This is a genomic window from Carnobacterium sp. ISL-102 (assembly GCF_018612935.1).
Lineage (GTDB): Bacteria > Bacillota > Bacilli > Lactobacillales > Carnobacteriaceae > Carnobacterium_B > Carnobacterium_B alterfunditum.
The window spans coordinates 13,771-37,849 of the sequence record NZ_JAGGRF010000002.1 but is presented as its reverse complement, the minus strand read 5'-3'; the positions used below and the strand labels follow the sequence as shown (position 1 = coordinate 37,849).

The following is a 24,079-nucleotide window of genomic DNA, read 5'->3' as shown; positions in this document are numbered from 1 at the left end:
AGAATGAGATATGATGCAATTATTGTCGGTGGGGGAATCGCCGGATTGACAAGTGCAGCTTTTCTATCAAAAAATGGCTATAAAATACTGCTATGCGAAAAAGAAGATAAAGTTGGTGGTTTAGCGAACTCATTCTATTATGACGGTTTTTTGTTTGATACGGGTGCCAGAGGAATCATTGATTCCGGAATTGTTAAGCCTATGTTACAGCAGCTCAATATAAATGTTGAATTTGTCAAGAGTATTGTAACGATCGGGATTGAAAAAGAAGCGATACGAGTTGAAACAATTGACAGTTTGAATGATTATCGAAAAATGCTTGTAAACCTTTATCCTGATAGTGAAAATGATATCGATGTCATACTCCGTGAGATAAAAAAAGTTATGGATTATATGGATGTTCTATATGGAATTGAGAACCCTTTGTTCAAAGATTTAAAAAAAGATAAAGACTATCTTTTTAAGACATTTTTCCCCTGGCTATTCAAATTTTTGGCAAAATCAGGTAAAATCAAGAATTTCAATTTACCCGTTTATGATTATCTGAGTCAGTTAACTGATAATCAATCATTGATTGATATAATAAGTCAACATTTTTTCCAAAAGACTCCTGCTTCTTTTGCGTTAAGTTATTTCAGTTTGTACTTGGATTATGAGTACCCACTTAAAGGAACCCTTGATTTGGCTGAAAAGCTAAAAGAGTATATCATTAAAACAGAAGGCGTTATAAAAACAAGTACAGAAATAAAAAAAATCGACCTTTTTAATAAAACCCTTATTGATCAGAATGACCAGTATTACGAATATAAACAGTTGATTTGGGCAGCGGATACGAATCAGCTATACAAATCGATCGATATGGAAACAATCGATGATAGTAAAATCAAGAAAGGAATAAAGAAGCAGAAAAAACTTCTCAAAGGAAAAAGAGCGGGGGATTCAATTTATTCCTTGTATCTAGCTGTTGATTTGGATAATCAGTACTTTAAAAAAAAATCGAGTGGTCATTTTTTCTATACACCTGATAAAAAGGGTCAATCTACCATTTTTGAGAAACTTGAGACAGTAAGTAAAGCAACTGAAAAAAAAGAAATCTTTGATTGGATGAGTGAGTATCTGGATTATACTACTTATGAAATTGCTATCCCAGCATTGCGGAATGAAAAACTTGCTCCAAAAGGAAAGACTGGATTAATGGTCAGTGTCCTGATGGATTATGATTTTATCAGTAATATTAAATCTTTAGGTTTGTATGAAGAGTTTAAGTACTTTGCTGAAGATAAGATGATTAGTGTCCTTGATGACAGTATTTATGGAGAAATAAGGCGAAAAGTGATTCATCAATTCAGTTCTACGCCACTTACTATTGAAAGGCTAAGTGGTAACCTTGAAGGCGGAATAACCGGTTGGGCTTTTACGAATGATGATATACCAACCATAACTAAGATGACTAAAATCAAAAAAACTTGTAATACACCAATTCCAGATATATTACAAGCCGGTCAGTGGACCTTTAGTCCTTCAGGTTTACCAATCAGTATCTTAACTGGAAAGATTGCAGCCGATAAAGCAGTTAAGACTTTGAAGAAAGGAAGAAGACAATGAGAAATATTGTTCTATATAAAAGTAAATATGGGAATACTTTTCAGTATGCAACTTGGATCGCGGAAGAATTAAACTGGGAATTAAAAAATTTTTCAAAGTTTAAAAAAGCAGAAATAAAAAATTATGACATTATTGTTTTTGGTAGTGGCGTATATGTGGGTAAAATGAATAAAATCAAAAAAGTTCTTGAATGGTTCAAAGAAAAGCCAATTATTATTTTTGCTTGTGGTGGCAATAATAATGTTGAGAAAGATATCAATGATATCAAAAATAATAATTTTAATGAAAATCAGTTAGCATTTCATACATTCTTTTATTTACCTGGAGGTGTTGATTTTTCTAAGGTAAAAGGCATTATTAAAATAATGATAAATGTATTTATAAAAATTGTGGAAAAGAAGAAGAGTAAAACGAAAGACGAGGATGCAATACTTAAGAGTTATTATCATCCGACAAATTATGTAGATAAAAAGCACATTCAAGCGATTGTTTCTTATGCTAAAAAGATTTAAGATGGACTTAGGGATTTATTCTTTATATCAGTTTGTTTGTAAAATCAGATTATAGATCTTTATTCGTTAAAAACTAATAAGTCAGAAAAATCACAGTATTGTTTTAAAGGTTGAAACATAAACTTTATAGTGATGTGGAACGTCAAAAAAATTATAAAAGGAGTAGGAAAATGAAACAAAAAACAAAAACATATATCAACGCAATTTTATTAGTTATCACATTAATTATTAATGGTATGGGTGCTTTTGGTTTAATCAATGGTCTTTCGCAAAAAGAAGTATCAAATATGTACCCAACTTTAATCACACCAGCACCCTCAACTTTTAGCATTTGGAGTGTTATTTACACATTTTTGATTATTTCGATAGTTGTCATGATCATTAAACATAAAGAGTCATATTATGGACGTGCTGTTGATGAAATCAGCTTTCTCTTTTGGGTATCATGTGCTTTAAATATTGTCTGGATAATAAGCTTTTCTTATAACTTGATTGGTTTATCAACAATTTTTATTTTTGGTTTTCTAGTCATTATGATTCTAATTGTAAAAAAAATTGGGAGGATCCAAACGCGAAAACGCTGGTTACTTCCAATAACTTTTGGTTTATATTCAGGATGGCTTTTTATAGCAACGGTAGTAAATATAGCCGCTTGGCTTGTTAAAATTGAATGGGATAGATTTGGAATAGCTGCTGAAACTTGGAGTTCTATTATTCTTTTAGTTGCAGTAGGATTGACTTTGGTAGTCTTATTAAGTACAAAAAACGCAATATTCCCAATTCCTATTGCTTGGGCATATTTTGGGATCTATAATTATTTATTAGCACCAGAAGGTTTCCAAGGACAGTATAACTTCTTGCAAAATGTTGCATTAATAGGAATAGTACTTTTGGTTGGTATTTCAGCAATCCAATTTTATAAAAATCGATATAGTATTATGCCGGATAATTCGGTGAACACAAATCAATACTCGGTTAGGTAAATGCCTAGAAGAATCAACTTTCAGAAGTCTCTTTCTCATATCAATTAGTAAGATAGTCTTATTTGATAACACAAATAGCAAAAAATAAACAAATAAGATTGACAATTCTAATTCGGTGAAGTATAATAAATGAGTTGAGAAAATCAAGCAGAAGCACCCGCTTCTCGCCTAAGTTGACGAAAGTGTCTCTGGGCTAGATATAAACGATGATAACTTGCATTCGGTGTGAGTTAGAAATTATTTATAGGCGGGTTCGTAATGAACTCGTCTATTTTTCTGCTGTTCTTTCTCTCAAATCTAATGGAGGTGTATGACCATAGCAAAAGATATGATGGTAAATGACGGCATTCGTGCACGTGAATTGCGCGTTATTGGTAGTGACAGCGAACAACTTGGTGTAATTACCAAAAGTGAAGCGTTAAAACTTGCAGAAGAAGCAAACTTAGACTTAGTACTAGTAGCTCCAAAAGCAAAACCGCCTGTAGCACGTATTATGGATTACGGTAAATTCCGTTTTGAGCAACAGAAAAAAGAACGCGAAGCTCGTAAAAATCAAAAAGTCATTAATCTCAAAGAAGTAAGACTTAGTCCTACAATTGATTTGAATGATTTCAATACCAAATTACGTAATGCACGTAAATTCCTTGAAAATGGAGATAAAGTTAAAGCTTCAATCCGATTCAAAGGTCGTGCCATTACCCATAAAAGTATTGGTAAAGAAGTGTTAGATCGTCTGGCTAAAGAAACAGCTGATATTTCAACTATTGAATCAGCTGCTAAAATGGATGGTCGTAGTATGTTCTTAATTTTAGCACCAAAGACTGAAAAGTAAGAGTATTTTGAGGAGGAAATAACAAATGCCAAAACAAAAAACACACCGTGGTTCAGCAAAACGGTTCAAAAGAACGGGTAACGGCGGATTAAAACGTCACCATGCTAAAACAAGCCATATGTTTGCAAACAAATCACAAAAACAAAAACGTAAATTACGTAAATCAACAATGGTATCTTCTAGCGATATGAAACGTATCCGTCAACAATTAGCTAAATGGTAATCAATTACTTTTAGCATAAACGGTTCATTGTGAAATGAACAAATGTAATTCAAATTAGTCAAAAGAGTTTTCTTGTAGAGAAAACATCTTAGAGGAGGAAATTAATATGCCACGTGTAAAAGGTGGAACGGTTACTCGTAAACGTCGTAAAAAAATATTAAAATTAGCAAAAGGATACTATGGTTCAAAACATGTTTTATTCAAAACTGCTAAGCAACAAGTAATGAAGTCTTATACTTATGCTTATAGAGACCGTCGTCAAAAGAAACGTGATTTCCGTAAATTATGGATCGCTCGTATTAATGCAGCTGCTCGTTTAAATAACATGAGCTACAGCACTTTAATGCATGGTCTTAAATTAGCAGAAATTGAAGTTAACCGCAAAATGTTAGCTGATATTGCTGTAACGGATGCTCCTGCATTCACAGCATTGGCTGAACAAGCTAAAACTGCATTAAACAACAAATAAATTTCAAACTTATTAAAGACTAAAAGCTGCTTCGTTTTAATGCGAAGCAGCTTTTTTCGTCTATAAAAAAATAAAAAGTTGTTAATTTCGACAAATAAACTACAGAATAAACTGTGAGTATTGATTGCTGTGAAATGCCTATGAATAAGTGTTTCTAATCATTTTAAATGAGTATCTGGTTAAAAATAAATGCAATTATTGCATTATTTTAATAATTTATATTGAAATTGTGATAATAAGATGATAATATAATTTGAGTAAACTAATATTAAAAAATGAATAAATAATTACTCGATTTATTTTATAAATGAATGATAAGAGAACAAGGGGGAAATAACATGAAAAAAAGTAAATTACTTAGCTTATTAGGTTTAACAGCGACATCTGCACTAGTTTTAGCAGCTTGCGGAAGTGGCGATGGAGATACAACAGATACTGGAAGTCAAGATTCTGGATCAAGTGAAGAACAGGTTCTAAATCTTATTGAAAGTGCTGAATTGCCAAATATGGATTCTGCAAAATCAACAGATACAGTAAGTGGTACTGTTTTGAACAACGTGAATGAAGGATTGTATCGTCAAAATCCAGAAAATAAACTCGAGTTAGGGATGGCGGCGGAAGAACCTGAAGTCAGCGAAGATGGTTTAACATTTACCTTTAAAATTAAAGAAGATGCAGTTTGGTCTAATGGAGATCCTGTAACTGCTAATGATTTTGTTTTTGCATGGCAACGTCTAGCAAATCCAGAAACAGCTGCTGAATACTCATACATGATCGATGGAGTAGTTAAAAATGCTTCTGCGATTTTAACTGGGGAAATGGAACCTTCAGAATTAGGCGCTAAAGCTGTTGACGATAAAACGTTAGAAGTACAATTAGAAACAGCGAAACCGTATTTCAAAGATCTATTGACATTGCCAATGTTTTTACCACAAAATGAAGCATTTGTAACTGAACAAGGTGGGGATTATGCAACAAATAGCGATACCGTGCTTTACAATGGTCCTTTCGTATTAGATGAATGGGATGGAACAGGTTTAAGCTGGGTATTGAATAAAAATGAAGAGTACTGGGATGCAGAAGCTGTAGCACTAGATACGATCAATGTCGATGTGGTTAAAGAAACGTCAACTGCAATCAACTTGTACGATACTGGAGCAGTAGATCGTATTACTTTATCAGGTGAATATGTCCAAACAAAACAAGGGGATCCTGAATTAAAAACTCAACCTACATCATCTGTATTTTATTTTAAATTTAATCAAGAACGTGATGGAGAAGAAACAGCTTTAGCAAATGAAAATATCCGTAAAGCAATCGCAATGGCATTTGATAAACAGGCCTTTGCTGATACTGTTCTTCAAAATGGTTCTATTCCAGCCAATGGGTTAGTTCCAGAAGCTTTAGCTGCTGATCCAGCTTCAGGTGATGATTTCCGTGCACAAAGTGGAGATCTATTAACATATAATGTTGAAGAAGCTCAAAAATATTTTGAAGAAGGTTTGAATGAATTGGGAGTGGATTCACTTACTTTAGAAATTTTAGGTGATGATACTGAAAATGCTAAAAAATCTTTAGAATTTATGCAAGCACAATTAACTTCAAATCTTCCTGGATTGGAAATCAATCTAAGAAATGTACCGTTTAAAATTCGTTTAGATGCAGATACAAACCAAGATTACGATATCGAAATGGCTGGTTGGGGTGCAGATTACGCTGATCCAATTAACTTCTTAGAATTGTTCCATTCAGAAAATGGGAACAATAAATCTAGCTACGCTAACCCTGAATACGATGCTTTGGTTGAAAGTGCTCAAACAAACGTATCTGATTTAGAAGGTCGTTGGGAAGATATGTTAGAAGCCGAAAAAATCTTGATGGAAACAGCCGGAATTGCACCAATCTATCAACGTGCATACTCTGTTCTAGAAAAAGACTACCTTAAGGATTTAACATCTCACTTAACAGGTGCAGAATATTCTTATAAATGGGCTTCAATTGAAGGAAAAGAATAATTTTTTTAAAAAAAGAGCGAATTTTATTCGCTCTTTTTTTGTGTTTACTATGTGAAAAAGCTAAGATTCCTATGAGAGTAATTCGATACTCGTTTCTCTCTCTTTTAAATGATGATAAAATGATGAAGTTATGAATTATTTGTGATTAAATTTATTATGATTTATTAGGAGGAACAGCATTGGAAAAGAAAAAATATCTTCAGTTAATGGGATTATCACTTGCTTCTGTTAGTTTATTAGCAGCATGTGGCGGAGACTCAGAAGAATCAACAACTGATAAAGATGGTAACGACAAGCAAGTATTGAACTTAGTTGAGTCAGCTGAGCTTCCAACAATGGATTCCGTATTAGCAACAGACTCTGTAAGTTTTAACGTAATGAATAATGTTAATGAAGGGTTATTACGTCAAGGACCAGATGGCGAACTTGAGTTAGGAATGGCTGAAGAAGAACCAGTCGTTAGCGAAGATGGATTGACTTATACATTTAAAATCAGAGAAGATGCTGTGTGGTCAAATGGTGACCCTGTGACAGCAAACGACTTTGTTTTTTCATGGACAAGCTTGGCCACACCTGAAACAGCTGCAGAGTACTCATATATGATTGATGGAGTAGTTGCAAATGCAACAGCTATTTTACAAGGTGAAATGGAACCATCTGAATTAGGCGTAACAGCTGTTGATGATAAAACTTTAGAAATTCAATTAGAAAAAGCTGTTCCTTATTTTGAAAGTTTGACAACATTGTCAATGTTCTTCCCACAAAACGAAGCTTATGTAACTGAAAAAGGGGAAGCTTATGCTTCAAATAGTGATAATATTCTTTACAACGGACCGTTTGTACTAGATGAATGGGATGGAACCGGCTTGAGCTGGGTAATGAATAAAAACGAAGACTACTGGGATGCAGATGCTGTTGAGTTAGATACGATCAACATCGACGTTATCAAAGAAACTTCAACTGCTTTGAATCTATATGACACTGGTTCAATCGATCGTATGGTATTATCTGGTGACTATGTTCAAACACAACAAGGCAATTCAGATTTGAAAACTCAACCAACTTCTACTGTTGCTTACCTTAAATTTAACCAAGAACGTAACGGAGAAGAAACGGCTTTAGCAAATGAAAATATTCGTAAAGCGATCGCAATGGCGTTCGATAAGCAAGCCTATGTTGACACGGTTCTTCAAAATGGATCTATCCCAGCCGATGGACTTGTTCCAGAAGCTTTAGCAGTTGATCCAGCAACAGGAGAAGATTATCGTGAACAAAACGGCGACTTACTAAGTTTTGATAATGAAAAAGCGCAAGAATATTTTGACAAAGGGTTAGACGAATTAGGTGTTGATTCATTGTCACTTGAAATTTTAAGTGATGATACTGAGAATGCTAAAAAATCAATCGAATTTTTACAAGGTCAACTAACACAAAACTTGCAAGGTTTAGAAATCTCATTAAGAAATGTGCCGTTTAAAGTACGTTTAGATGCTGACAGTAATCAAGATTACGATATTCAGTTAGCTTTATGGGGAGCAGATTACGCTGATCCTATAAACTTCTTAGAATTATTCCATGCAGAAAATGGGAATAATAATTCTGGATACGATAGTGCTGAATACAATAGCTTAGTTGAAAGTGCTCAAACAAATGTAACTGATCTAGAATCACGTTGGCAAGATATGCTTGACGCAGAAAAAGTATTAATGGAAGAAGCAGGAATAGCACCAATCTATCAACGTGCTTATGCAATTCTAGAAAAAGACTACGTTAAAGATTTTACTACTCATTTAGTTGGAGCAGAATGGTCATTCAAATGGACATCTGTAACAAACTAATTTAAATTTTAGTATATTTAAAAGGAGAGATGAGGCTGAGACGAAATTGTCCTGGTTCCATCGCTCCTTTATTTATATTCCAATTGTAAAAGAGTTAAATACCAAATATTAAATTGAAAAGCTCTTTAAAAGCAGAGACATAATAAACTAAATAGGAGGATCTTAAAATGGAAGAAACAGAATTACAAATGTTAAAAGAATTAACAGATGCGAATGGAATTGCAGGGAATGAAGGCCAAGTAAGGGATGTTTTTGTTAAGTATGCAAAAAGTAATGCAGATAGCATCAGTTATGACGGTTTAGGCAGCGTGATTGCAAAAAGTATTGGTGATAAAAATGGTCCTAAGGTATTATTTGCTGGACATCTAGATGAAGTTGGTTTTATGGTGACAAAAATTACAAAAGAAGGCTTTATTAAATTTCAAACAATTGGTGGCTGGTGGGCACAAGTTATGTTAGCTCAACAAGTCGAAATTACAACAGCAAAAGAAAAAGTGATCCATGGCGTTATTGGATGTAAACCACCGCATGTCTTGACTGTTGAAGTGCGTAATAAAGCTTATGATATCCAAGACATGTTTATTGATATTGGAGCCACTTCTAAAGAAGAGGCAACCGAATGGGGAATTAAACCAGGTGATATGGTAACGCCTTACACTGAATTTAAACGTTTAAACGGATCAAAATTTATATTAGCTAAAGCTTGGGATAACCGTATTGGAACAGCTGTAACTTTAAAAGTATTAGAAAATTTAAAAGCCGAAGGGCACCCTAATAAAGCATTTGCAGTTGGAAATGTGCAAGAGGAAGTAGGGTTAAGAGGAGCAAAAACAGCAACTCATTTAGTGGATCCTGATATTGCTTTTGCACTTGATACTGGAACAGCTGGAGATACCCCAGGTATGACTGAAAAGGAAGCAGATTCTAAGTTAGGGAAAGGCCCTCAAATTATCATTTATGATGCTTCTATGGTAGCCCACAAAGGGTTACGTGACTTTGTTATAAATGTTGCTGAAGAATTGGATATTCCTTTCCAATATACAGTGATCGCGGGCGGAGGAACTGATGCAGGAAGTCAGCATGTCAGTAAAAATGGCATACCTGCATTAGCTATTACTGTAGCAACGCGCTATTTGCATTCTCATACCTCAGTCATTCATGAAGATGATTATTTAAACACCGTGAAATTAGTTACAGAAGTAATTAAACGATTAGATACTAAAACTGTCGGAAAAATCAAATACAATAGTTAAGAAATGGAAAATAGAAATAAGCTGTATTGTATAGAGAAAAATTATAGAATACAGCTTATTTCTTTTGATATCAATTTTGTGAAAAATTAATGAATTTTTAACTAATCTTTTATAGGTAAACTAGAATAACGTTTCTTTTTAGTAACATAACAAGTAAACTGGATATAAATGATCCGATAAGAAAGGGGGGGAATAGATGAAGAGAGCTAAAAAAAGAATTGCAGTAATAGGTGGAGGAATAACGGGGCTAGTTACTGCTTATCGAATTAGGCAGCAAATCATAGAAGAACAGTTGCCCTTTGAACTTGTTTTAATAGAGTCTGCGTTAAAATTAGGTGGTAAAATTTATACAATCAAGGTCGGGGATAATTACTTTGATTTAGGAGCTGAATCTATTGATATTCGCTATCCTGAAGCGATAGATCTAATTAAAGAATTAGGCCTATTGGACCAATTGATTTACAGTGAAGGAAATAAGCCAGACATCTTTTTTTATAATAAGTTACATAGTCTCGACTATCCAACTTATAAAGGTATTCCAGTAAGAAAAATGGATATCTGGAAGAATAATTTATTAACTTTTCATGGTAAAATAGCTAGCTTTAAAGATAATCTATTCCCTGTCAAACCTTTGGAAAAAGATATTGAAATGAGCAGATACCTGAAAAAAAGATTTGGAGAAGAAATGGTCGAACATATAGTTGAACCGTTTTTTTCAAAGATCTATGCTAGTGATTTAGATGAAATGGGAATTAAATCGTCTAAAGAAGTTATTTATTCTTTAGAACAAAAATATGGGAGCCTTTCAAAAGGAATCAAACATCACCCCGAATTGCTAGATGGTCCTGGTAATTATGTTACTTTTCAAAAAGGTTTATCCGTTTTAACGGATAAACTAACCGAAATTTTAAAACCTCATATTCAAACAAGTAAAAAAGTATTTGATATCAAACAAGGTACTGAAGGTACGTACATTATAGATCTTAACCGAAAAGAACAGGTGCGTGTTGGCGCAATTTGCATTGCAACACCAGTAACTGAATATTCAAAATTGATCAAAAATGAGACCTTCGGGCAAATTTTTGATCAAGTGGAAACAGCATCTATCGGCTATATCTTGTTTAAGTTTAAAAAAGAGGCTATAAAAAATGAACCAAAAGGATTTGGTGTAGTTACTCCTAGACGAAGCGATTCTTTTGTAACGTCAATCGTTCTTTTAAATAAAAAATGGTCGTTTCTTAGAGATGAAGAAGATGTATTTATTGGCGTAAGTTTTGGTAGAAAAGGGGAAGACTTGCTTGTTTCTTTGAGCAATAAAGAAATAGAGGAGTCCATACTTAAAGACTTAAAAACGATACTCGGAATCACGGAAAAACCTATAAATCGTATTGTAAAACGCTGGCCTGATGCGATACCCCAGTACACCGTAATACAAGAAGAAAAAATAAAAGAAATGATTGAATTGCTAAAAAATGAATATCCGGGAGTGTATATTTCTGGAATAGGGCTAGAAGGTTTTGGTGTCAATCAATGTATTGGCCAAGCTAATAAAACGAGTAAAAAAATAGTTGATCATATAAAAAACAAAATTGTATTTATAATAAATGAGATAGCTTATAAAAAAATAAAAAGACTCTTTTTAACATTAAAAAGGTTCTTTTTATTTTAAACTTTGTTTTCTTAGTGTAAGGTATTGTATAAAAGATAAACTAAAAATAGGAGTGAGGGAAGAAAATGAAGTTAACGATATTAGGTTTTTGGGGCGGGTACCCAACAAAAAATTCAGGTACAAGTTCTTATTTATTAGAAACAGAAAATTATCATTTATTGATCGATGTAGGAAGTGCTTCTTTGATTGCTTTAGAAGATCATTTAGATCCATTACAATTGGATGCGGTTATCTTATCTCATTATCATTATGATCACATAGCTGATTTAGGCGTTTTACAATTTACACGTCAATTGAAACGAATGAAAAATAATCTTGAAAGAGCTCCTATGTTTCCTATCTATGGGCACCAAGGAGACAATGAAAATTTTAAACGATTAACTATGGACACTGTGAGTGAAGGGATAGCTTATGATGAAGGTCAAAAATTATATATTGGTCCATTTGAAATACAGCTTATGAGAACTCTGCATCCAGTGGAATGTTATGCTATGAGAATTGTTGAAATAAAAACAGGTAAGATATTAGTCTATACAGCAGATTCTGGTTATCTACCCGATTTCATTACCTTCAGTAAAGAGGCGGATGTATTATTGGCAGATACAAATTTCTTCAACGGAATGGAGAATCATCGTGTTCATATGTCAGCAGCTGAAGTTGGTAGAATTGCAAAAGAGGCAGATGTGAAAAAAGTTATTCTAACACACTTGCCACAAGTTGGAGACCATGAGCTGTTGAAAGCTCAAGTAATCAATGAAACACCAAAAACAGAAATTATATTAGCTGAAAAAGATTTAGTCATAGAGATTTGAGGAAAGCTGTAATAAAGTGAAATAGAAAAATGTAGAAATGAGGAAACAATAGATGTACTATGTCAAAAATATTCGTGATGGTAAAGAAATAACAGATCCTACAATCAATCTGGCAATTGAATATCATTTGTTAAATAATGTTGTATTGGATGAACCAATATTGCTTTTTTATATCAATGAGCCCTCTATCATAATTGGAAGAAATCAAAATACGATTGAAGAAATCAATACAGAATATGTAGAAAAAAACAATATTCATATAGTCCGCCGATTTTCAGGTGGTGGAGCTGTCTATCATGATTATGGAGTCTTTTGTTTTTGTTTTATTACACAAGATGATGGAGATTCTTTCCGCGATTTCGGTAAATTTACAGAGCCTATCATAGAGTCCTTACACAAAATGGGTGTTGAAGGTGCTAAGCTTGAAGGTAGAAATGACTTGCTGATCAATGGACAAAAATTTTCTGGAAATGCAATGTATTCAAAAGATGGTCGAATGACGGCACATGGTACAATCATGTTTGATAGTGATATTGAAGAAGTCGTAAATGCTCTTAAAGTAAGGAAAGATAAAATTGAATCAAAAGGAATCAAATCAATAAGAAGCCGAGTGACGAACATAAAACCTTATTTAGCTGATGATTATCAATTTATGAATACAAAAGAATTCCGAGATCGTTTATTATTAAATATATTCGATGTGGATAGTGCTGAAGACGTTAAGGAATACAAATTGACGGATCATGATTGGAATCAGATAGAAGAACTCTCCGAAAAGTATTTTAATAATTGGGATTGGAATTATGGGAAATCACCAAAATTTGAATTGGTTCGCCGTCATCGTTTTTCAATTGGTTCAGTTGAATTTAAAATGAATGTGGCTAAAGGATTAATTCAAGATATTCGTATTTTTGGAGATTTTTTTGGATTAGGAGATATTTCAGATGTTGAAGAAAAATTGACTGGTATTAAATATGATATTTTATCTATAAATGAAGCATTAGACGATATAAATATTAAAAAGTATTTTGGAAATATTACTAAAGAAGAATTAGTGCATTTGATATACTAAAAAAAGCTGAAGCAGTTAGGATAACTATCCTGAGCGCTTCAGCTTTTTTTGCTATCTGTTTTTTCTTCCTAAACCGATGGCATTCTTCATTTTTATGAGTGTTTTATTGGCTACAGAACGAGCTTTAATAGCACCTTCATCTAGAATCAAGTCTAGCTCATCAGAATCGATCAATTCGTTGTGTCTGATTTGAATAGGTTCTAGTACAGCTACAATAGCTTCGCCTAAGTCTTCTTTAAATTGACCATATCCGCTATTTTGATAACGATCTACCAGTTCAGCAATACTAAAATCAGTAAATGAAGCATAGATCGTTAATAAATTTGATATACCAGGTTTATTTTCAGAATCATATTCAATAACCCCACTAGAATCGGTCACAGCACTTTTGATTTTTTTACGAATGATTGCAGGCGCATCTAACATCGAAATAAAACTTTTCTTATTATCATCAGATTTACTCATTTTTTTTAAAGGATCTTGCAAGCTCATTATACGACCGCCAGATTTTGGTATTTTAACTTCTGGTACAGTCAGCAAGTGATTACCATTGCTATATTTATTATTAAAACGAGTGACAAAATCACGCGTTAATTCTAAGTGTTGTTTTTGATCATCCCCAACAGGAACTAAATTCGATTGATAAAGAATGATATCTGCAACCATTAAAGGCGGATAAGTTAATAAACCAACTGATACACCAGAACGACTATTTTTTGCGGATTTATCTTTGAATTGTGTCATCCGTTCTAATTCACCGATATTAGTATTGCATTGAACGATCCAAGCAGCTTCAGCATGTGCAGAAACTTCAGATTGAATGAAAATTATAGCTTTGGCTGGATCTAACCCGATAGCTAAGTATAATGCAGCAAGACTTTTCGTTTGTTGCCTAAGTTTTAGCGGCTCTTGTTGCACAGTAATAGCATGTTCATCAACGATACAAAAGTAACTTGTATAACTTTCCTGTAAAGATATAAATTGTTTCATTGCCCCAATGTAATTCCCAATAGTAGGAGTTCCACTAGGTTGAATACCTGAAAAAATTGTCTTCATTTTATCCACCCCTTATTTCTAAGTACATCAGTACTAGTATACGTCATTTTTAAGCCGATTAAAGATTTTGTTGAAAACAAGTACTAAAAAATCATCTTTCAATTAAATAATACGCTAGCAATGTAATCAAACTAACGGCTAATAATGCTGAACCTACCTTTAAAAAAAGGAAATACCCTTTGCCAATTAGTTTTGAGAGAGGTTTAATAGTGAACTCTTCATCGGAATGTTTACCTTTGCGAATATTAAAAGCCGTTTTTCGCATACTGTAGTTAAAGAAATCAAAGAAACCAGATGAAAAAGATGCGCCAAAAAGACCGATAATGAGAAATAAAGAGGCTCCATAGAAAGTAAGATTTGTGGTGTGATAGAATGACAGCTCTTTATAAGCAATTAATTCAATCAACAAGCATAAAAAGAGCGACACCAAAAAGATACGCATAGGTGTTTTATTTTGTTTCATTGATTTTCCTCCTTAAAGTGTACATGCAATAGTACTAAACTATATTATAATAGGAATACTATGAAAAATATATGAATATTTTAAAAAGAGATAAGGATCAAACTTTGCAATACATACCTGATTTCTATTCATATTCTAATCTGATTTTAATCTTATAGTGTAATATGATAGCATAATTAAAAAAAGTTTTGCAATATTGCTTTTGACAAGCTATTCTATATAGTATATTCTTTTTTCTAGGAGAATTAAAATTAAAATTGTTGGAGGTGCTATAATCGATGAAAAGCTATGCTAGATTTTTAGGGAAACGCGTGTTATACATGTTGTTGACATTATTTTTAATTGCATCGATTACTTTTTTCTTAATGAAGCTTTTACCAGGTACTCCATATAGTAACCAGGATAAACTTTCAGAAGAACAAATCTATATTATGAATGAACAATATGGATTAAATGAACCGGTGCCGGTTCAGTATTTAGTATATATCGGAGGATTACTTCAAGGAGATTTAGGAGTATCATTCCAGTTTAGCAACACTCCAGTAACGAAACTATTATCTACGCGTGTAGGGCCGTCTTTACAGCTGGGTATTCAAGCCGTTGCATTAGGGACAATATTTGGTATTGTTTTAGGTGTAATAGCGGCAATGTATCAAAATACTTGGATCGATACGCTTGCAACTTTTTCAGCGATATTAGGAAGATCAATTCCTAACTTTGTTATTGCTGTTTTGTTACAGCTAGTGTTCGGTGTATATCTCCAATGGTTCCCAATCGCTTTATGGGATGGAGGATTCAGCTCATCAGTTCTTCCTACGTTAGCATTAGCAATATCTCCTTTAGCAGATTCAGCTCGTTTTATTAGAACAGAAATGGTAGATGTTTTAGGTAGTGATTATGTTGAATTAGCAAGAGCCAAAGGATTAAGCAGATGGACAGTAGCTTTTAAACATGGTGTCCGTAATGCTTTAATTCCGTTAGTAACGATTTTAGGACCTATGGCTGTTGGTTTGATGACTGGTTCAATGGTTGTAGAAAACATCTATGCTATTCCTGGTATTGGTGAACAATTCGTTAAATCAATCATGACAAATGATTACCCAACAATCATGGGTGTAACTATTCTTTACTCTGCTATGCTTGTATTTATTATTTTAGTTGTTGATATTTTATACGGAGTAATTGATCCGCGTATTCGTGTTTCTACTGAAGGAGGGGACAAATAATGAATAAACAAGAAAATACTCCTGTTGTAGATGAATTTAAAAATTTGTCTCCTGACATGTTTGCCCCAGCTACTGGGTCAAGTATAGGAGATAACGAAAAAATTTCTGCACCTTCATTAAGTTTTATTCAAGACTCATGGAGAAGATTGAAAAAAAATAAAGCGGCTGTCGTTAGTTTGGTCGTCTTAATAATCATGATCGTTCTTACGATTGCAGCGCCAATCGTGGCACCTTATGATCCAGATATCCAAACAGTAGAGTTTGCGAGCCTGCCACCTAAAATTTCAGGAATCGATATTGATGGTTTAAACGGAACTCAAAAAGTTGGAGAAACTCGTATAGACAAATATGCCGAAAAGGGTGTTCCTGAGGATCAGTATTATATCCTAGGTACAGACAGCTTAGGCCGTGACTTGCTTTCCCGTATTCTTTACGGTACAAGGGTATCCTTGATCATTGCTTTTGTAGCAGCCTTTTTTGATCTAACTATAGGTGTAACTTATGGTTTGGTTTCAGGTTGGATCGGCGGTAGAGTGGATAACTTTATGCAACGTGTTTTAGAGATCTTATCAGGTGTTCCAAACCTTGTTGTAGTTATCTTAATGTTATTGGTACTAGAGCCAGGGATTACATCTATTATTATTGCTTTAGCTATTACTGGTTGGATTTCAATGGCTAGGGTAGTCAGGGCACAAACCTTAAAATTAAAAAATCAAGAATACATTTTAGCTGCTCGTACATTAGGTGAATCTTCAATTAAAATTGCATTTAAACATCTAATTCCAAATTTATCCGGTATAATTATCATTCAAACGATGTTCTCGATTCCTTCTGCCATTTTCTTCGAAGCATTCTTGAGTTTCATTGGTATAGGAATTCCAGCACCAACGGCTTCATTAGGAACATTGATTAATGACGGATACAAAACATTTCGCTTCCTACCCCATTTAATGTGGTATCCAGCTGCAGTTATTTGTATATTAATGATTTCATTTAACTTATTGGCTGATGGTCTGCGTGATGCATTTGATCCGAAAATGAAAGATTAGCGAGGTGAAAACGAATGAGTAATGTATTAGAAGTTAAAGATTTAGAAATTACGTTCGACACCTATGCTGGTAAAGTAAAAGCTATCCGCGGTGTCAGTTTTGATTTGAAAAAAGGTGAAACGTTAGCTATCGTAGGAGAATCCGGTTCAGGAAAATCTGTTACAACACGTAGCATCATGCGTTTACTGTCACAAAATGCTAATATTGAAAATGGAGAAATTTTATTTAATGGTGAAGATCTTATTAAAAAAACTGAAAAAGAAATGCAAGGTATTCGTGGTAAAGAAATTGCAATGATTTTTCAAGATCCTATGACTTCGCTTAATCCAACAATGACGATTGGTAAACAAATTTCTGAACCAATTAGGTTGCATCAAAAATTAAATAAAGAAGATGCTAGAAAAAGAGCTTTAGAACTATTAAATTTGGTAGGGTTACCAGATGCCGAAAGACGGATGAAACAATACCCACACCAATTCTCTGGTGGACAAAGACAACGTATTGTTATTGCGATCGCTCTTGCATGCAACCCTGAAGTATTAATTGCTGATGAACCAACAACAGCATTAGATGTAACGATCCAAGCACAAATTTTAGATTTAATGAAAGAATTACAGAAGAAAATTGCAACGTCAATTATCTTTATTACACATGATCTAGGTGTAGTAGCAAATGTTGCAGATCGAGTTGCGGTAATGTATGCTGGTAAAATTGTTGAAATTGGAACAGTTGATGAAATTTTCTATAATCCACAACACCCATATACATGGGGATTGATCAGTTCTATGCCAACATTAGAGATCACTGAAACATTGTATGCCATTCCTGGGACACCACCAGATCTATTGGATCCTCCAAAAGGGGATGCATTTGCTCCACGTAATGCATTTGCAATGAAAATTGATACCGAATTAGAACCACCTTTCTTTAAAATTTCTGAAACACATTCAGCTTTAACGTGGTTATTACATCCGGATGCTCCTGCAGTTGAGCCGCCACCAGAAATTAAAGCACGTCATAAAATTTATGAAGAAAAATTTGCCCCACTTCATGGATCTTTAAAGGACGCTAAGACTCAAGTCGAAGGAGGGGTAAACTAAATGGAAAATAAAGAAAAAATCTTAGAAGTTAAAGGTTTAAAGCAGTACTTCAATAAAGGTACAAAAAATGAAGTTCGTGCAGTAGATGATATTACTTTTGATATTTATAAAGGTGAAACTTTTGGTCTTGTTGGTGAATCTGGTTCAGGTAAATCAACAACAGGACGCTCAATTATCCGTTTATACGATCCAACGGCTGGAGAAATTGACTTTGAAGGTACAAAAGTTCATGATATATCTGGTAAAAAAGATATGTTGAAATTCAGAAGAGATATGCAAATGATTTTCCAAGATCCTTATGCATCTTTAAATCCAAAAATGAAAGTCCGTGATATTATTGCTGAAGGTATCGATATTCATGGATTAGCCAGTTCTACTGAGGATAGGAATCAACAAGTAGATGAATTACTGAAAACTGTTGGTCTAAATCCAGATCATGCTTCACGCTATCCGCATGAATTTTCAGGTGGGCAACGACAACGCATAGGGATCGCTAGGGCTTTAGCAGTTAAACCTAAATTCATTATTGCTGATGAACCAATATCTGCTTTGGATGTCTCTATCCAAGCTCAAGTTGTAAACTTATTGATGGAATTGCAAAAAACTCAAAAATTAACATTTTTATTTATTGCCCATGATTTATCAATGGTTAAATATATCAGTGACCGAATTGGTGTAATGAATACTGGGAAATTGCTTGAATTAGCTCCTGCTAATGAAGTTTATAACACACCCTTACATCCTTACACTGAAAGCTTATTGTCTGCCGTACCCTTACCAGATCCTGAATATGAGCGTAACCGTGTGCGTACTCCATATATCCCCCGTGAATCAAATGGAGAACCTGAAGAATTACGTGAAATCTCTCCAGGACATTTTGTTTACTGTAGAGAATCTGATATACCAGCTTTAAAAGAAAAAAAAGCAAGCTATAAAAAGTAATATGAAAAGGCTGTAAATTAGACAATAAAGTCTGATTTACAGCCTTTTTTTGTAAAAGAAAAACTACAAACAATCAATAGTGAAAAAAGTTTGTTTTTGAACGAAATATTATTTATAATGAATTCTTATTTGTACTAATTATTGTTAATTCCATTTAGAATAAAACATGATTAAATATGATTTTTGATTATGCAAATAAGAACTGGTAAAATATACTATCCGAAATTTAATAAAAAGTGACAAGAAAATGACAAAAGGGGTAGTATTTTTAAAATGAATGTTTTATAATGAATTTGTAAGGCGTTTCATAGTTTCATTAATGATCCTCAATTTTTTTGAACAATTTATCTGATTAAAAAAGGAGAGAGTAACATATGGTAACTTTATATACATCGCCTAGTTGTACATCATGTCGTAAAGCTAAAGCTTGGTTAGAAGAAAATAATATTACTTATAATGAAAGAAATATTTTTTCAGAGCCACTAACAATCGGTGAGATCAAATCGATTTTAAAAATGACAGAAGATGGTACCGAAGAAATCATTTCGACGCGTTCTAAAGTATTTCAAGAGCTGAATGTTGATTTAGATGATTTACCTTTAAATAAAATGTTCGATTTGATTCAAGATAATCCAGGTCTGTTACGTCGGCCAATTATGGTAGATGAAAAAAGATTGCAAGTGGGTTATAACGAAGACGAGATTCGTCGTTTCTTGCCTCGCGAAGTAAGAGCACTTGAATTGAAACAAGCTCAACTCATAGTTGGATATTAACAATTAGTTCAAAACTACGCATCTTAACAGTGTCGTAGTTTTTTTGGCACTTTTAACTTTACATTTAATTTATTTCGTTTAAAATGGTTATATAGATTATTCATAAGTTGAAATATTTTTAACTGTGAAGATGAGAAATGAGGTGTAGGACTATGGAAATGGAACATATTAACGAAAACACCATCCGAGTATTGATTGAGAACGCTGATTTAGAAGAGAGAGGCGTAACTTTTTTGGATCTTTTAGGAAATCATAAACAAATTGAAAATTTCTTTTATAGTATTTTAGAAGAAGTAGATGTAGACGAACAATTCCATGAATCTGATGCCATTACATTTCAAGTATTACCAAATGGGAATGGGTTAGAATTATTCATTAGCAAAGGTGGTCCAATAAACGATCAATTAGACTTTTCTTCAGCATCTGAAAACCTTAATTCAGATGAATTCTCTCAATATATAAAAAAACAGATGGTACAAAATTTAAATAAATCTGAAAATGAAAATGAGAACGGGAATGAAATTAAAAGTCCTGAAGATGAAACAAAAGAGATTGTTTTAAGATTTGATCAGTTTGAAAATATGATTGCACTATCAAAAATGATGTATTTAGATAATGCACTTTCTAATTTGTTTATTTATAAAGAAAGATATTATTTGAATTTAATCTTTCCTATTAACGAAATGACTGAAAGAAGTGCTGATGAAGAAATTTCACTTGCACTAGAATTTGCTGAAAAAACGCCAGTTACTCAAGGGATTTTAGAAGAACATGGCAAAGTAATTATGGAAAATAAGGCGCTTGAATTAACACGTCACTACTTTAAATAAACTAAATAGTATCGATTATGAAATCAAAGAAGGTTTTCCTTTCTTTGATTTTTTTGTTTTAAAATAGATTTCCTCTCTTTTTTTGCGGATAGTTAGTATGTGAAATGTATGAAAGGAGACTATAGTGATGCTAATTGCGTTAAACAATAAAAACCAATATCTTAATGCGATGAATGAGCAAAAAATTAAGAATCAAAAATATGACTATTATTGTCCGAATTGTAGAGAACCTGTTTTTCTCAAGAAGGGACTAATCAAACAAGCTCATTTTACACATTTTCAAAAAAGTGAGTGTAATGTTTTTTCAGAAGGTGAAACTGAAGAACATATTTTGGGTAAAAATATGCTTTATCAGTGGTTCACACAACAAAAGATTCCCTGTCAATTGGAAGCTTATTTGTCAAATTTAAAACAACGGCCTGATCTATTGATTTGGTTAGATGAACAAACCCCAATTGCTATTGAGTTTCAATGCAGTGCTCTTTCTATTCAACGGATGGTTGAACGAACGACTGGATATATTAAAAATGGATACAAAGTTTATTGGATTTTAGGAAAACAATATCATTTTAAAAATAGGTTAACTAGTTTCCAAAGATTATTTATCAATGAGCATAAATTAGTAGGATGCTATTTTTTAGAATTACATGTTGATAAAAATACATTAATGGTTCATTGCCGTATCAATCAGCAAGGGAATTCAACTCATATAAGTTCCTGCTCTAGTCAATTTGAGTTAGCTAAAATGAGTACCAGCTTAGAATATATAAGTAAGCAATTATTATTTTTTGGAAAAAGCAATAAAAATGAATCCAAAAAACAGTTGATTCAAAGTCACTATTTTTTGAATCAAGGGAGAAATTATCAAGTACCGGAGATTGTATTGTTTCAAAAATATATTTATAAAAGAGGAGATTCTTTGATTTCTTTGCCGGTAGAAGTTTATTTACCTGTGAAAGATCAAATATTTATTAAGTCATTATCTTATTTTTGGAAATACCTATTATTGGAATGGTTAATGGAAAGAGACAACAAAGAGGTTATTACTAAGAAAGAAGTGTACCAAAAATTTTCTTTGATGATAAAAAATAATGAGTTGATTTTTCATGTTATGCCACTTATACCAATTGAAAGCAAAAAAAAGTGTGTTGATCATTTCATGGCTCTTTTGACCCAAAGAGGTGTATTGTCAGCTATTTCTAATTCAGATTGGATAATTCAAAAAAAACCTAAACGGTATGGAAATGAGAATGAAAAGATGACCGATTTTTTATCTTTAGATCAGTAGCATATAGTTGATTCTTAAGTGAAAGTTTCTTTATTTAAAAATATTTTATGGTAAGATTAAAGATGAGAAAATTTCAAGGAGGTTTTTTAATGAGTGAGCCAAAAAAATTACCAAAAAGGGATAAGATACCTGAAGTATCAACCTGGGACTTAGGCGTGATTTTCCAATCCGATGAAGCATTTAAACAATCATATGAAGAGTTAGAAAAAAAAATAGAGTCTGTTGTAACTTATAAAGGTACATTAACTAACGGATCAGAAAGTTTCTTGAGAGCGATTCAAACTATTTTAGACTTATCTAATCAAATGGAGAAGTTATACGTTTATGGTCAATTAAAAAATGATCAAGACACAACGAACTCAATCTATCAAGGAATGTATGAACAAGTCACTAAATTAGCTACGCAAGCTCATGAGGCTATTTCGTGGTTCGAACCTGAAGTGTTAGAATTACCAGAAGAAAGATTAAATCACTATTTTAATGAAAATGAAGAGTTAACTATCTACAAACACTTTATTGATCAATTAACAGCGACTAGAGAACATGTTTTAAGTGCTAATGAAGAAGCATTGTTAGCAGGAGCAGGAGAGATTTTTAATGCTTCCAGTCGGACGTTTAACATCTTAAATAATGCAGATATATCATTTCCAACAATCAAAGATGAAAATGGAGATGATATTCAATTAACACACGGAGTCTATGGGCAATTAATGGAAAGTACTGACCGTTCTGTTCGCGAATCAGCTTTTAGAAATCTTTATAAAGTGTATAAAGGATTACAAAACACTTTTTCAAGTACTCTCTCTTCACATGTTAAATACCATAATTACAATGCAAAAGTTCATCATTATCAATCTGCACGTGAAAAAGCTTTAAGTAGCAATCATATTCCAGAATCTGTTTATGATACATTATTGGATGTCGTCCATGATCATTTACCGTTATTGCATCGCTATGTTGCTTTAAGAAAAGAACTGTTAGGTGTAGATGAGCTTCATATGTACGATATGTACACGCCTATTAGTGGAGAAGCTGGTATTAAGTATACTTATGAAGAAGCTGAAGCTGAGACTTTAAAAGCTCTTCAACCACTAGGTGAGGAGTACTTGTCTGTTTTAAAAAAGGCTTTTAATAATCGATGGATCGATGTCATAGAAAACGAAGGCAAAAGAAGTGGTGCATACTCTTCAGGAGCGTACGAAACAAATCCTTATATTTTGTTGAATTGGCACGATTCACTAAACCATTTGTATACGCTCGTTCATGAATTAGGGCACAGTGCCCATAGTTACTACACAAGAACGAATCAGCCATATGTGTATGGAGATTATTCTATTTTTTTAGCAGAAATAGCTTCTACTACAAATGAAAATATTTTAACGGATCATCTGTTAGAGACACAAACAGATCCGAAAGTCCGAGCATATGTTTTAAATCATTATTTAGATGGGTTTAAAGGCACTATGTTTAGACAAACTCAATTTGCTGAGTTTGAACATTTTATACATGAAGAAGCAGCAAAAGGGACACCTTTAACAAGTGATTTTTTAACAGATTATTATGGAGAATTAAATGCACAGTATTATGGTCCAGATGTTGAAAAAGATCCTGAAATCGCTATCGAATGGACTAGAATTCCACATTTTTATTACAATTACTATGTTTATCAATATTCAACAGGTTTTTCAGCTGCTACAGCTTTAGCAGATAAAATCGTTAAGGGTGAAGAAGGAGCTTTAGATAAATACTTGACCTATTTGAAATCTGGAAACAGCGATTATCCTATTGAAGTAATGAAAAAAGCGGGAGTAGACATGACCAATAAAACCTACATAGAGGACGCTATGAAAGTGTTTGAAGCTAGATTAAATGAATTAGAAGAATTGATTGAAACCTTAAAAAGTTAGGCCGTTTGAAAATAAAGCAGTTACAATATTAGTGCTTCCTTTAGCAATCAAGGGCTTCATTGAAATTGCCATCCCTGAAAAATTTTCATGTAATTAATTTAGTTTACTCGCACTAAAAAAATATAGACCAAAAATTTAATAGTATGCAACTAAAAAAAACTA

22 protein-coding genes and 1 other annotated feature are annotated in these 24,079 nt (G+C 33.1%); of the genes, 20 read left to right on the top strand and 2 right to left on the bottom strand.

Features of this window, described 5'->3' with window-relative positions; all coding sequences use genetic code 11:
- The first annotated feature begins 3 nt into the window (after positions 1 to 3).
- From J7E16_RS01105 to lplA, 12 genes are all read left to right on the top strand, one after another.
- Positions 4 to 1,605, top strand: a complete 1,602-nt coding sequence (locus tag J7E16_RS01105) for a phytoene desaturase family protein (RefSeq protein ID WP_214887718.1) — start codon at positions 4 to 6, stop codon at positions 1,603 to 1,605.
- On the top strand, positions 1,602 to 2,117 hold the full coding sequence (locus tag J7E16_RS01100; protein ID WP_214887715.1) for a flavodoxin domain-containing protein: 516 nt from the start codon (positions 1,602 to 1,604) through the stop codon (positions 2,115 to 2,117). The genes J7E16_RS01105 and J7E16_RS01100 overlap by 4 nt, the downstream gene beginning before the upstream one ends.
- Positions 2,118 to 2,287: 170 nt before the next feature.
- Positions 2,288 to 3,100 (top strand): TspO/MBR family protein, encoded by an 813-nt coding sequence (locus J7E16_RS01095; protein WP_214887713.1) that lies wholly within the window; start codon positions 2,288 to 2,290, stop codon positions 3,098 to 3,100.
- 139 nt (positions 3,101 to 3,239) lie between these two features.
- Positions 3,240 to 3,382, top strand: a sequence feature (ribosomal protein L20 leader region).
- 28 nt (positions 3,383 to 3,410) lie between these two features.
- Positions 3,411 to 3,932 (top strand): translation initiation factor IF-3, encoded by a 522-nt coding sequence (gene infC / locus J7E16_RS01090; RefSeq protein ID WP_034548079.1) that lies wholly within the window; start codon positions 3,411 to 3,413, stop codon positions 3,930 to 3,932.
- A 25-nt stretch (positions 3,933 to 3,957) separates the two neighbouring features.
- The gene (gene rpmI, locus J7E16_RS01085; RefSeq protein WP_034548081.1) at positions 3,958 to 4,155 is read left to right on the top strand and encodes a 50S ribosomal protein L35; all 198 of its coding nucleotides are present in this window, start codon (positions 3,958 to 3,960) and stop codon (positions 4,153 to 4,155) included.
- A gap of 106 nt (positions 4,156 to 4,261) precedes the next feature.
- Entirely contained in the window at positions 4,262 to 4,624 is a 363-nt protein-coding gene (gene rplT, locus J7E16_RS01080) for a 50S ribosomal protein L20 (protein ID WP_034548083.1), read from the top strand.
- A gap of 338 nt (positions 4,625 to 4,962) precedes the next feature.
- Positions 4,963 to 6,639 carry a peptide ABC transporter substrate-binding protein gene (locus J7E16_RS01075; RefSeq protein ID WP_214887711.1) on the top strand — a complete coding sequence of 559 codons (1,677 nt, stop codon included), beginning with the start codon at positions 4,963 to 4,965 and terminating at the stop codon, positions 6,637 to 6,639.
- A gap of 179 nt (positions 6,640 to 6,818) precedes the next feature.
- Entirely contained in the window at positions 6,819 to 8,477 is a 1,659-nt protein-coding gene (locus J7E16_RS01070; protein WP_034548088.1) for a peptide ABC transporter substrate-binding protein, read from the top strand.
- A gap of 167 nt (positions 8,478 to 8,644) precedes the next feature.
- Positions 8,645 to 9,730, top strand: a complete 1,086-nt coding sequence (locus J7E16_RS01065; RefSeq protein WP_214887709.1) for a M42 family metallopeptidase — start codon at positions 8,645 to 8,647, stop codon at positions 9,728 to 9,730.
- Between the two features lie 196 nt (positions 9,731 to 9,926).
- Positions 9,927 to 11,399, top strand: a complete 1,473-nt coding sequence (hemG, locus tag J7E16_RS01060; RefSeq protein WP_251006009.1) for a protoporphyrinogen oxidase — start codon at positions 9,927 to 9,929, stop codon at positions 11,397 to 11,399.
- 65 nt (positions 11,400 to 11,464) lie between these two features.
- Positions 11,465 to 12,211: an MBL fold metallo-hydrolase gene (locus J7E16_RS01055; protein WP_214887707.1), complete on the top strand. Its 747-nt coding sequence runs from the start codon at positions 11,465 to 11,467 to the stop codon at positions 12,209 to 12,211.
- Between the two features lie 52 nt (positions 12,212 to 12,263).
- The gene (gene lplA / locus J7E16_RS01050; protein ID WP_214887705.1) at positions 12,264 to 13,283 is read left to right on the top strand and encodes a lipoate--protein ligase; all 1,020 of its coding nucleotides are present in this window, start codon (positions 12,264 to 12,266) and stop codon (positions 13,281 to 13,283) included.
- Positions 13,284 to 13,334: 51 nt separating this feature from the next.
- On the opposite strand, the gene trpS is transcribed toward lplA, so the two are convergent.
- Together trpS and J7E16_RS01040 are read right to left on the bottom strand one after the other, a co-directional pair.
- A complete protein-coding gene (trpS, locus tag J7E16_RS01045; protein WP_034548099.1) occupies positions 13,335 to 14,339 on the bottom strand; it encodes a tryptophan--tRNA ligase in 1,005 nt (334 codons plus the stop codon).
- 91 nt (positions 14,340 to 14,430) lie between these two features.
- Entirely contained in the window at positions 14,431 to 14,802 is a 372-nt protein-coding gene (locus J7E16_RS01040) for a DUF3899 domain-containing protein (RefSeq protein WP_214887703.1), read from the bottom strand.
- Positions 14,803 to 15,080: 278 nt separating this feature from the next.
- Between J7E16_RS01040 and opp3b the strand changes: the two genes are divergently transcribed.
- The 8 genes from opp3b to pepF all read left to right on the top strand — a co-directional run bounded on the left by opp3b (position 15,081) and on the right by pepF (position 23,917).
- Positions 15,081 to 16,028: an oligopeptide ABC transporter permease gene (opp3b, locus tag J7E16_RS01035; protein ID WP_034548100.1), complete on the top strand. Its 948-nt coding sequence runs from the start codon at positions 15,081 to 15,083 to the stop codon at positions 16,026 to 16,028.
- Positions 16,028 to 17,077 (top strand): oligopeptide ABC transporter permease, encoded by a 1,050-nt coding sequence (opp3C, locus tag J7E16_RS01030; protein WP_214887700.1) that lies wholly within the window; start codon positions 16,028 to 16,030, stop codon positions 17,075 to 17,077. The genes opp3b and opp3C overlap by 1 nt, the downstream gene beginning before the upstream one ends.
- A gap of 14 nt (positions 17,078 to 17,091) precedes the next feature.
- Positions 17,092 to 18,177 (top strand): ABC transporter ATP-binding protein, encoded by a 1,086-nt coding sequence (locus J7E16_RS01025; RefSeq protein ID WP_034548103.1) that lies wholly within the window; start codon positions 17,092 to 17,094, stop codon positions 18,175 to 18,177.
- Entirely contained in the window at positions 18,178 to 19,119 is a 942-nt protein-coding gene (locus J7E16_RS01020; protein WP_214887697.1) for an ABC transporter ATP-binding protein, read from the top strand. It abuts the gene before it with no gap.
- Positions 19,120 to 19,493: 374 nt separating this feature from the next.
- Positions 19,494 to 19,892, top strand: a complete 399-nt coding sequence (spxA, locus tag J7E16_RS01015; protein ID WP_214887694.1) for a transcriptional regulator SpxA — start codon at positions 19,494 to 19,496, stop codon at positions 19,890 to 19,892.
- Positions 19,893 to 20,044: 152 nt separating this feature from the next.
- Positions 20,045 to 20,722 (top strand): adaptor protein MecA, encoded by a 678-nt coding sequence (locus tag J7E16_RS01010; RefSeq protein WP_214887691.1) that lies wholly within the window; start codon positions 20,045 to 20,047, stop codon positions 20,720 to 20,722.
- A gap of 127 nt (positions 20,723 to 20,849) precedes the next feature.
- Positions 20,850 to 22,010 (top strand): competence protein CoiA, encoded by a 1,161-nt coding sequence (locus tag J7E16_RS01005; RefSeq protein WP_214887689.1) that lies wholly within the window; start codon positions 20,850 to 20,852, stop codon positions 22,008 to 22,010.
- A gap of 89 nt (positions 22,011 to 22,099) precedes the next feature.
- Positions 22,100 to 23,917 (top strand): oligoendopeptidase F, encoded by a 1,818-nt coding sequence (gene pepF / locus J7E16_RS01000; RefSeq protein WP_214887686.1) that lies wholly within the window; start codon positions 22,100 to 22,102, stop codon positions 23,915 to 23,917.
- The last annotated feature ends 162 nt before the right edge of the window (positions 23,918 to 24,079 follow it).

Excerpts from the sequence above, each read along its gene's own strand:
- opp3C (WP_214887700.1), top strand. The coding sequence starts at position 16,028 with ATGAATAAACAAGAAAATACTCCTGTTGTAGATGAATTTAAAAATTTG.
- J7E16_RS01020 (WP_214887697.1), top strand. The coding sequence starts at position 18,178 with ATGGAAAATAAAGAAAAAATCTTAGAAGTTAAAGGTTTAAAGCAGTAC.
- infC (WP_034548079.1), top strand. The coding sequence starts at position 3,411 with ATGACCATAGCAAAAGATATGATGGTAAATGACGGCATTCGTGCACGT.
- spxA (WP_214887694.1), top strand. The coding sequence starts at position 19,494 with ATGGTAACTTTATATACATCGCCTAGTTGTACATCATGTCGTAAAGCT.
- J7E16_RS01095 (WP_214887713.1), top strand. The coding sequence starts at position 2,288 with ATGAAACAAAAAACAAAAACATATATCAACGCAATTTTATTAGTTATC.
- J7E16_RS01025 (WP_034548103.1), top strand. The coding sequence starts at position 17,092 with ATGAGTAATGTATTAGAAGTTAAAGATTTAGAAATTACGTTCGACACC.
- trpS (WP_034548099.1), bottom strand. The coding sequence starts at position 14,339 with ATGAAGACAATTTTTTCAGGTATTCAACCTAGTGGAACTCCTACTATT.
- rplT (WP_034548083.1), top strand. The coding sequence starts at position 4,262 with ATGCCACGTGTAAAAGGTGGAACGGTTACTCGTAAACGTCGTAAAAAA.
- lplA (WP_214887705.1), top strand. The coding sequence starts at position 12,264 with ATGTACTATGTCAAAAATATTCGTGATGGTAAAGAAATAACAGATCCT.
- J7E16_RS01065 (WP_214887709.1), top strand. The coding sequence starts at position 8,645 with ATGGAAGAAACAGAATTACAAATGTTAAAAGAATTAACAGATGCGAAT.
- hemG (WP_251006009.1), top strand. The coding sequence starts at position 9,927 with ATGAAGAGAGCTAAAAAAAGAATTGCAGTAATAGGTGGAGGAATAACG.
- J7E16_RS01005 (WP_214887689.1), top strand. The coding sequence starts at position 20,850 with ATGCTAATTGCGTTAAACAATAAAAACCAATATCTTAATGCGATGAAT.
- rpmI (WP_034548081.1), top strand. The coding sequence starts at position 3,958 with ATGCCAAAACAAAAAACACACCGTGGTTCAGCAAAACGGTTCAAAAGA.
- J7E16_RS01105 (WP_214887718.1), top strand. The coding sequence starts at position 4 with ATGAGATATGATGCAATTATTGTCGGTGGGGGAATCGCCGGATTGACA.
- J7E16_RS01055 (WP_214887707.1), top strand. The coding sequence starts at position 11,465 with ATGAAGTTAACGATATTAGGTTTTTGGGGCGGGTACCCAACAAAAAAT.
- J7E16_RS01075 (WP_214887711.1), top strand. The coding sequence starts at position 4,963 with ATGAAAAAAAGTAAATTACTTAGCTTATTAGGTTTAACAGCGACATCT.
- J7E16_RS01100 (WP_214887715.1), top strand. The coding sequence starts at position 1,602 with ATGAGAAATATTGTTCTATATAAAAGTAAATATGGGAATACTTTTCAG.
- pepF (WP_214887686.1), top strand. The coding sequence starts at position 22,100 with ATGAGTGAGCCAAAAAAATTACCAAAAAGGGATAAGATACCTGAAGTA.
- J7E16_RS01010 (WP_214887691.1), top strand. The coding sequence starts at position 20,045 with ATGGAAATGGAACATATTAACGAAAACACCATCCGAGTATTGATTGAG.
- J7E16_RS01040 (WP_214887703.1), bottom strand. The coding sequence starts at position 14,802 with ATGAAACAAAATAAAACACCTATGCGTATCTTTTTGGTGTCGCTCTTT.
- opp3b (WP_034548100.1), top strand. The coding sequence starts at position 15,081 with ATGAAAAGCTATGCTAGATTTTTAGGGAAACGCGTGTTATACATGTTG.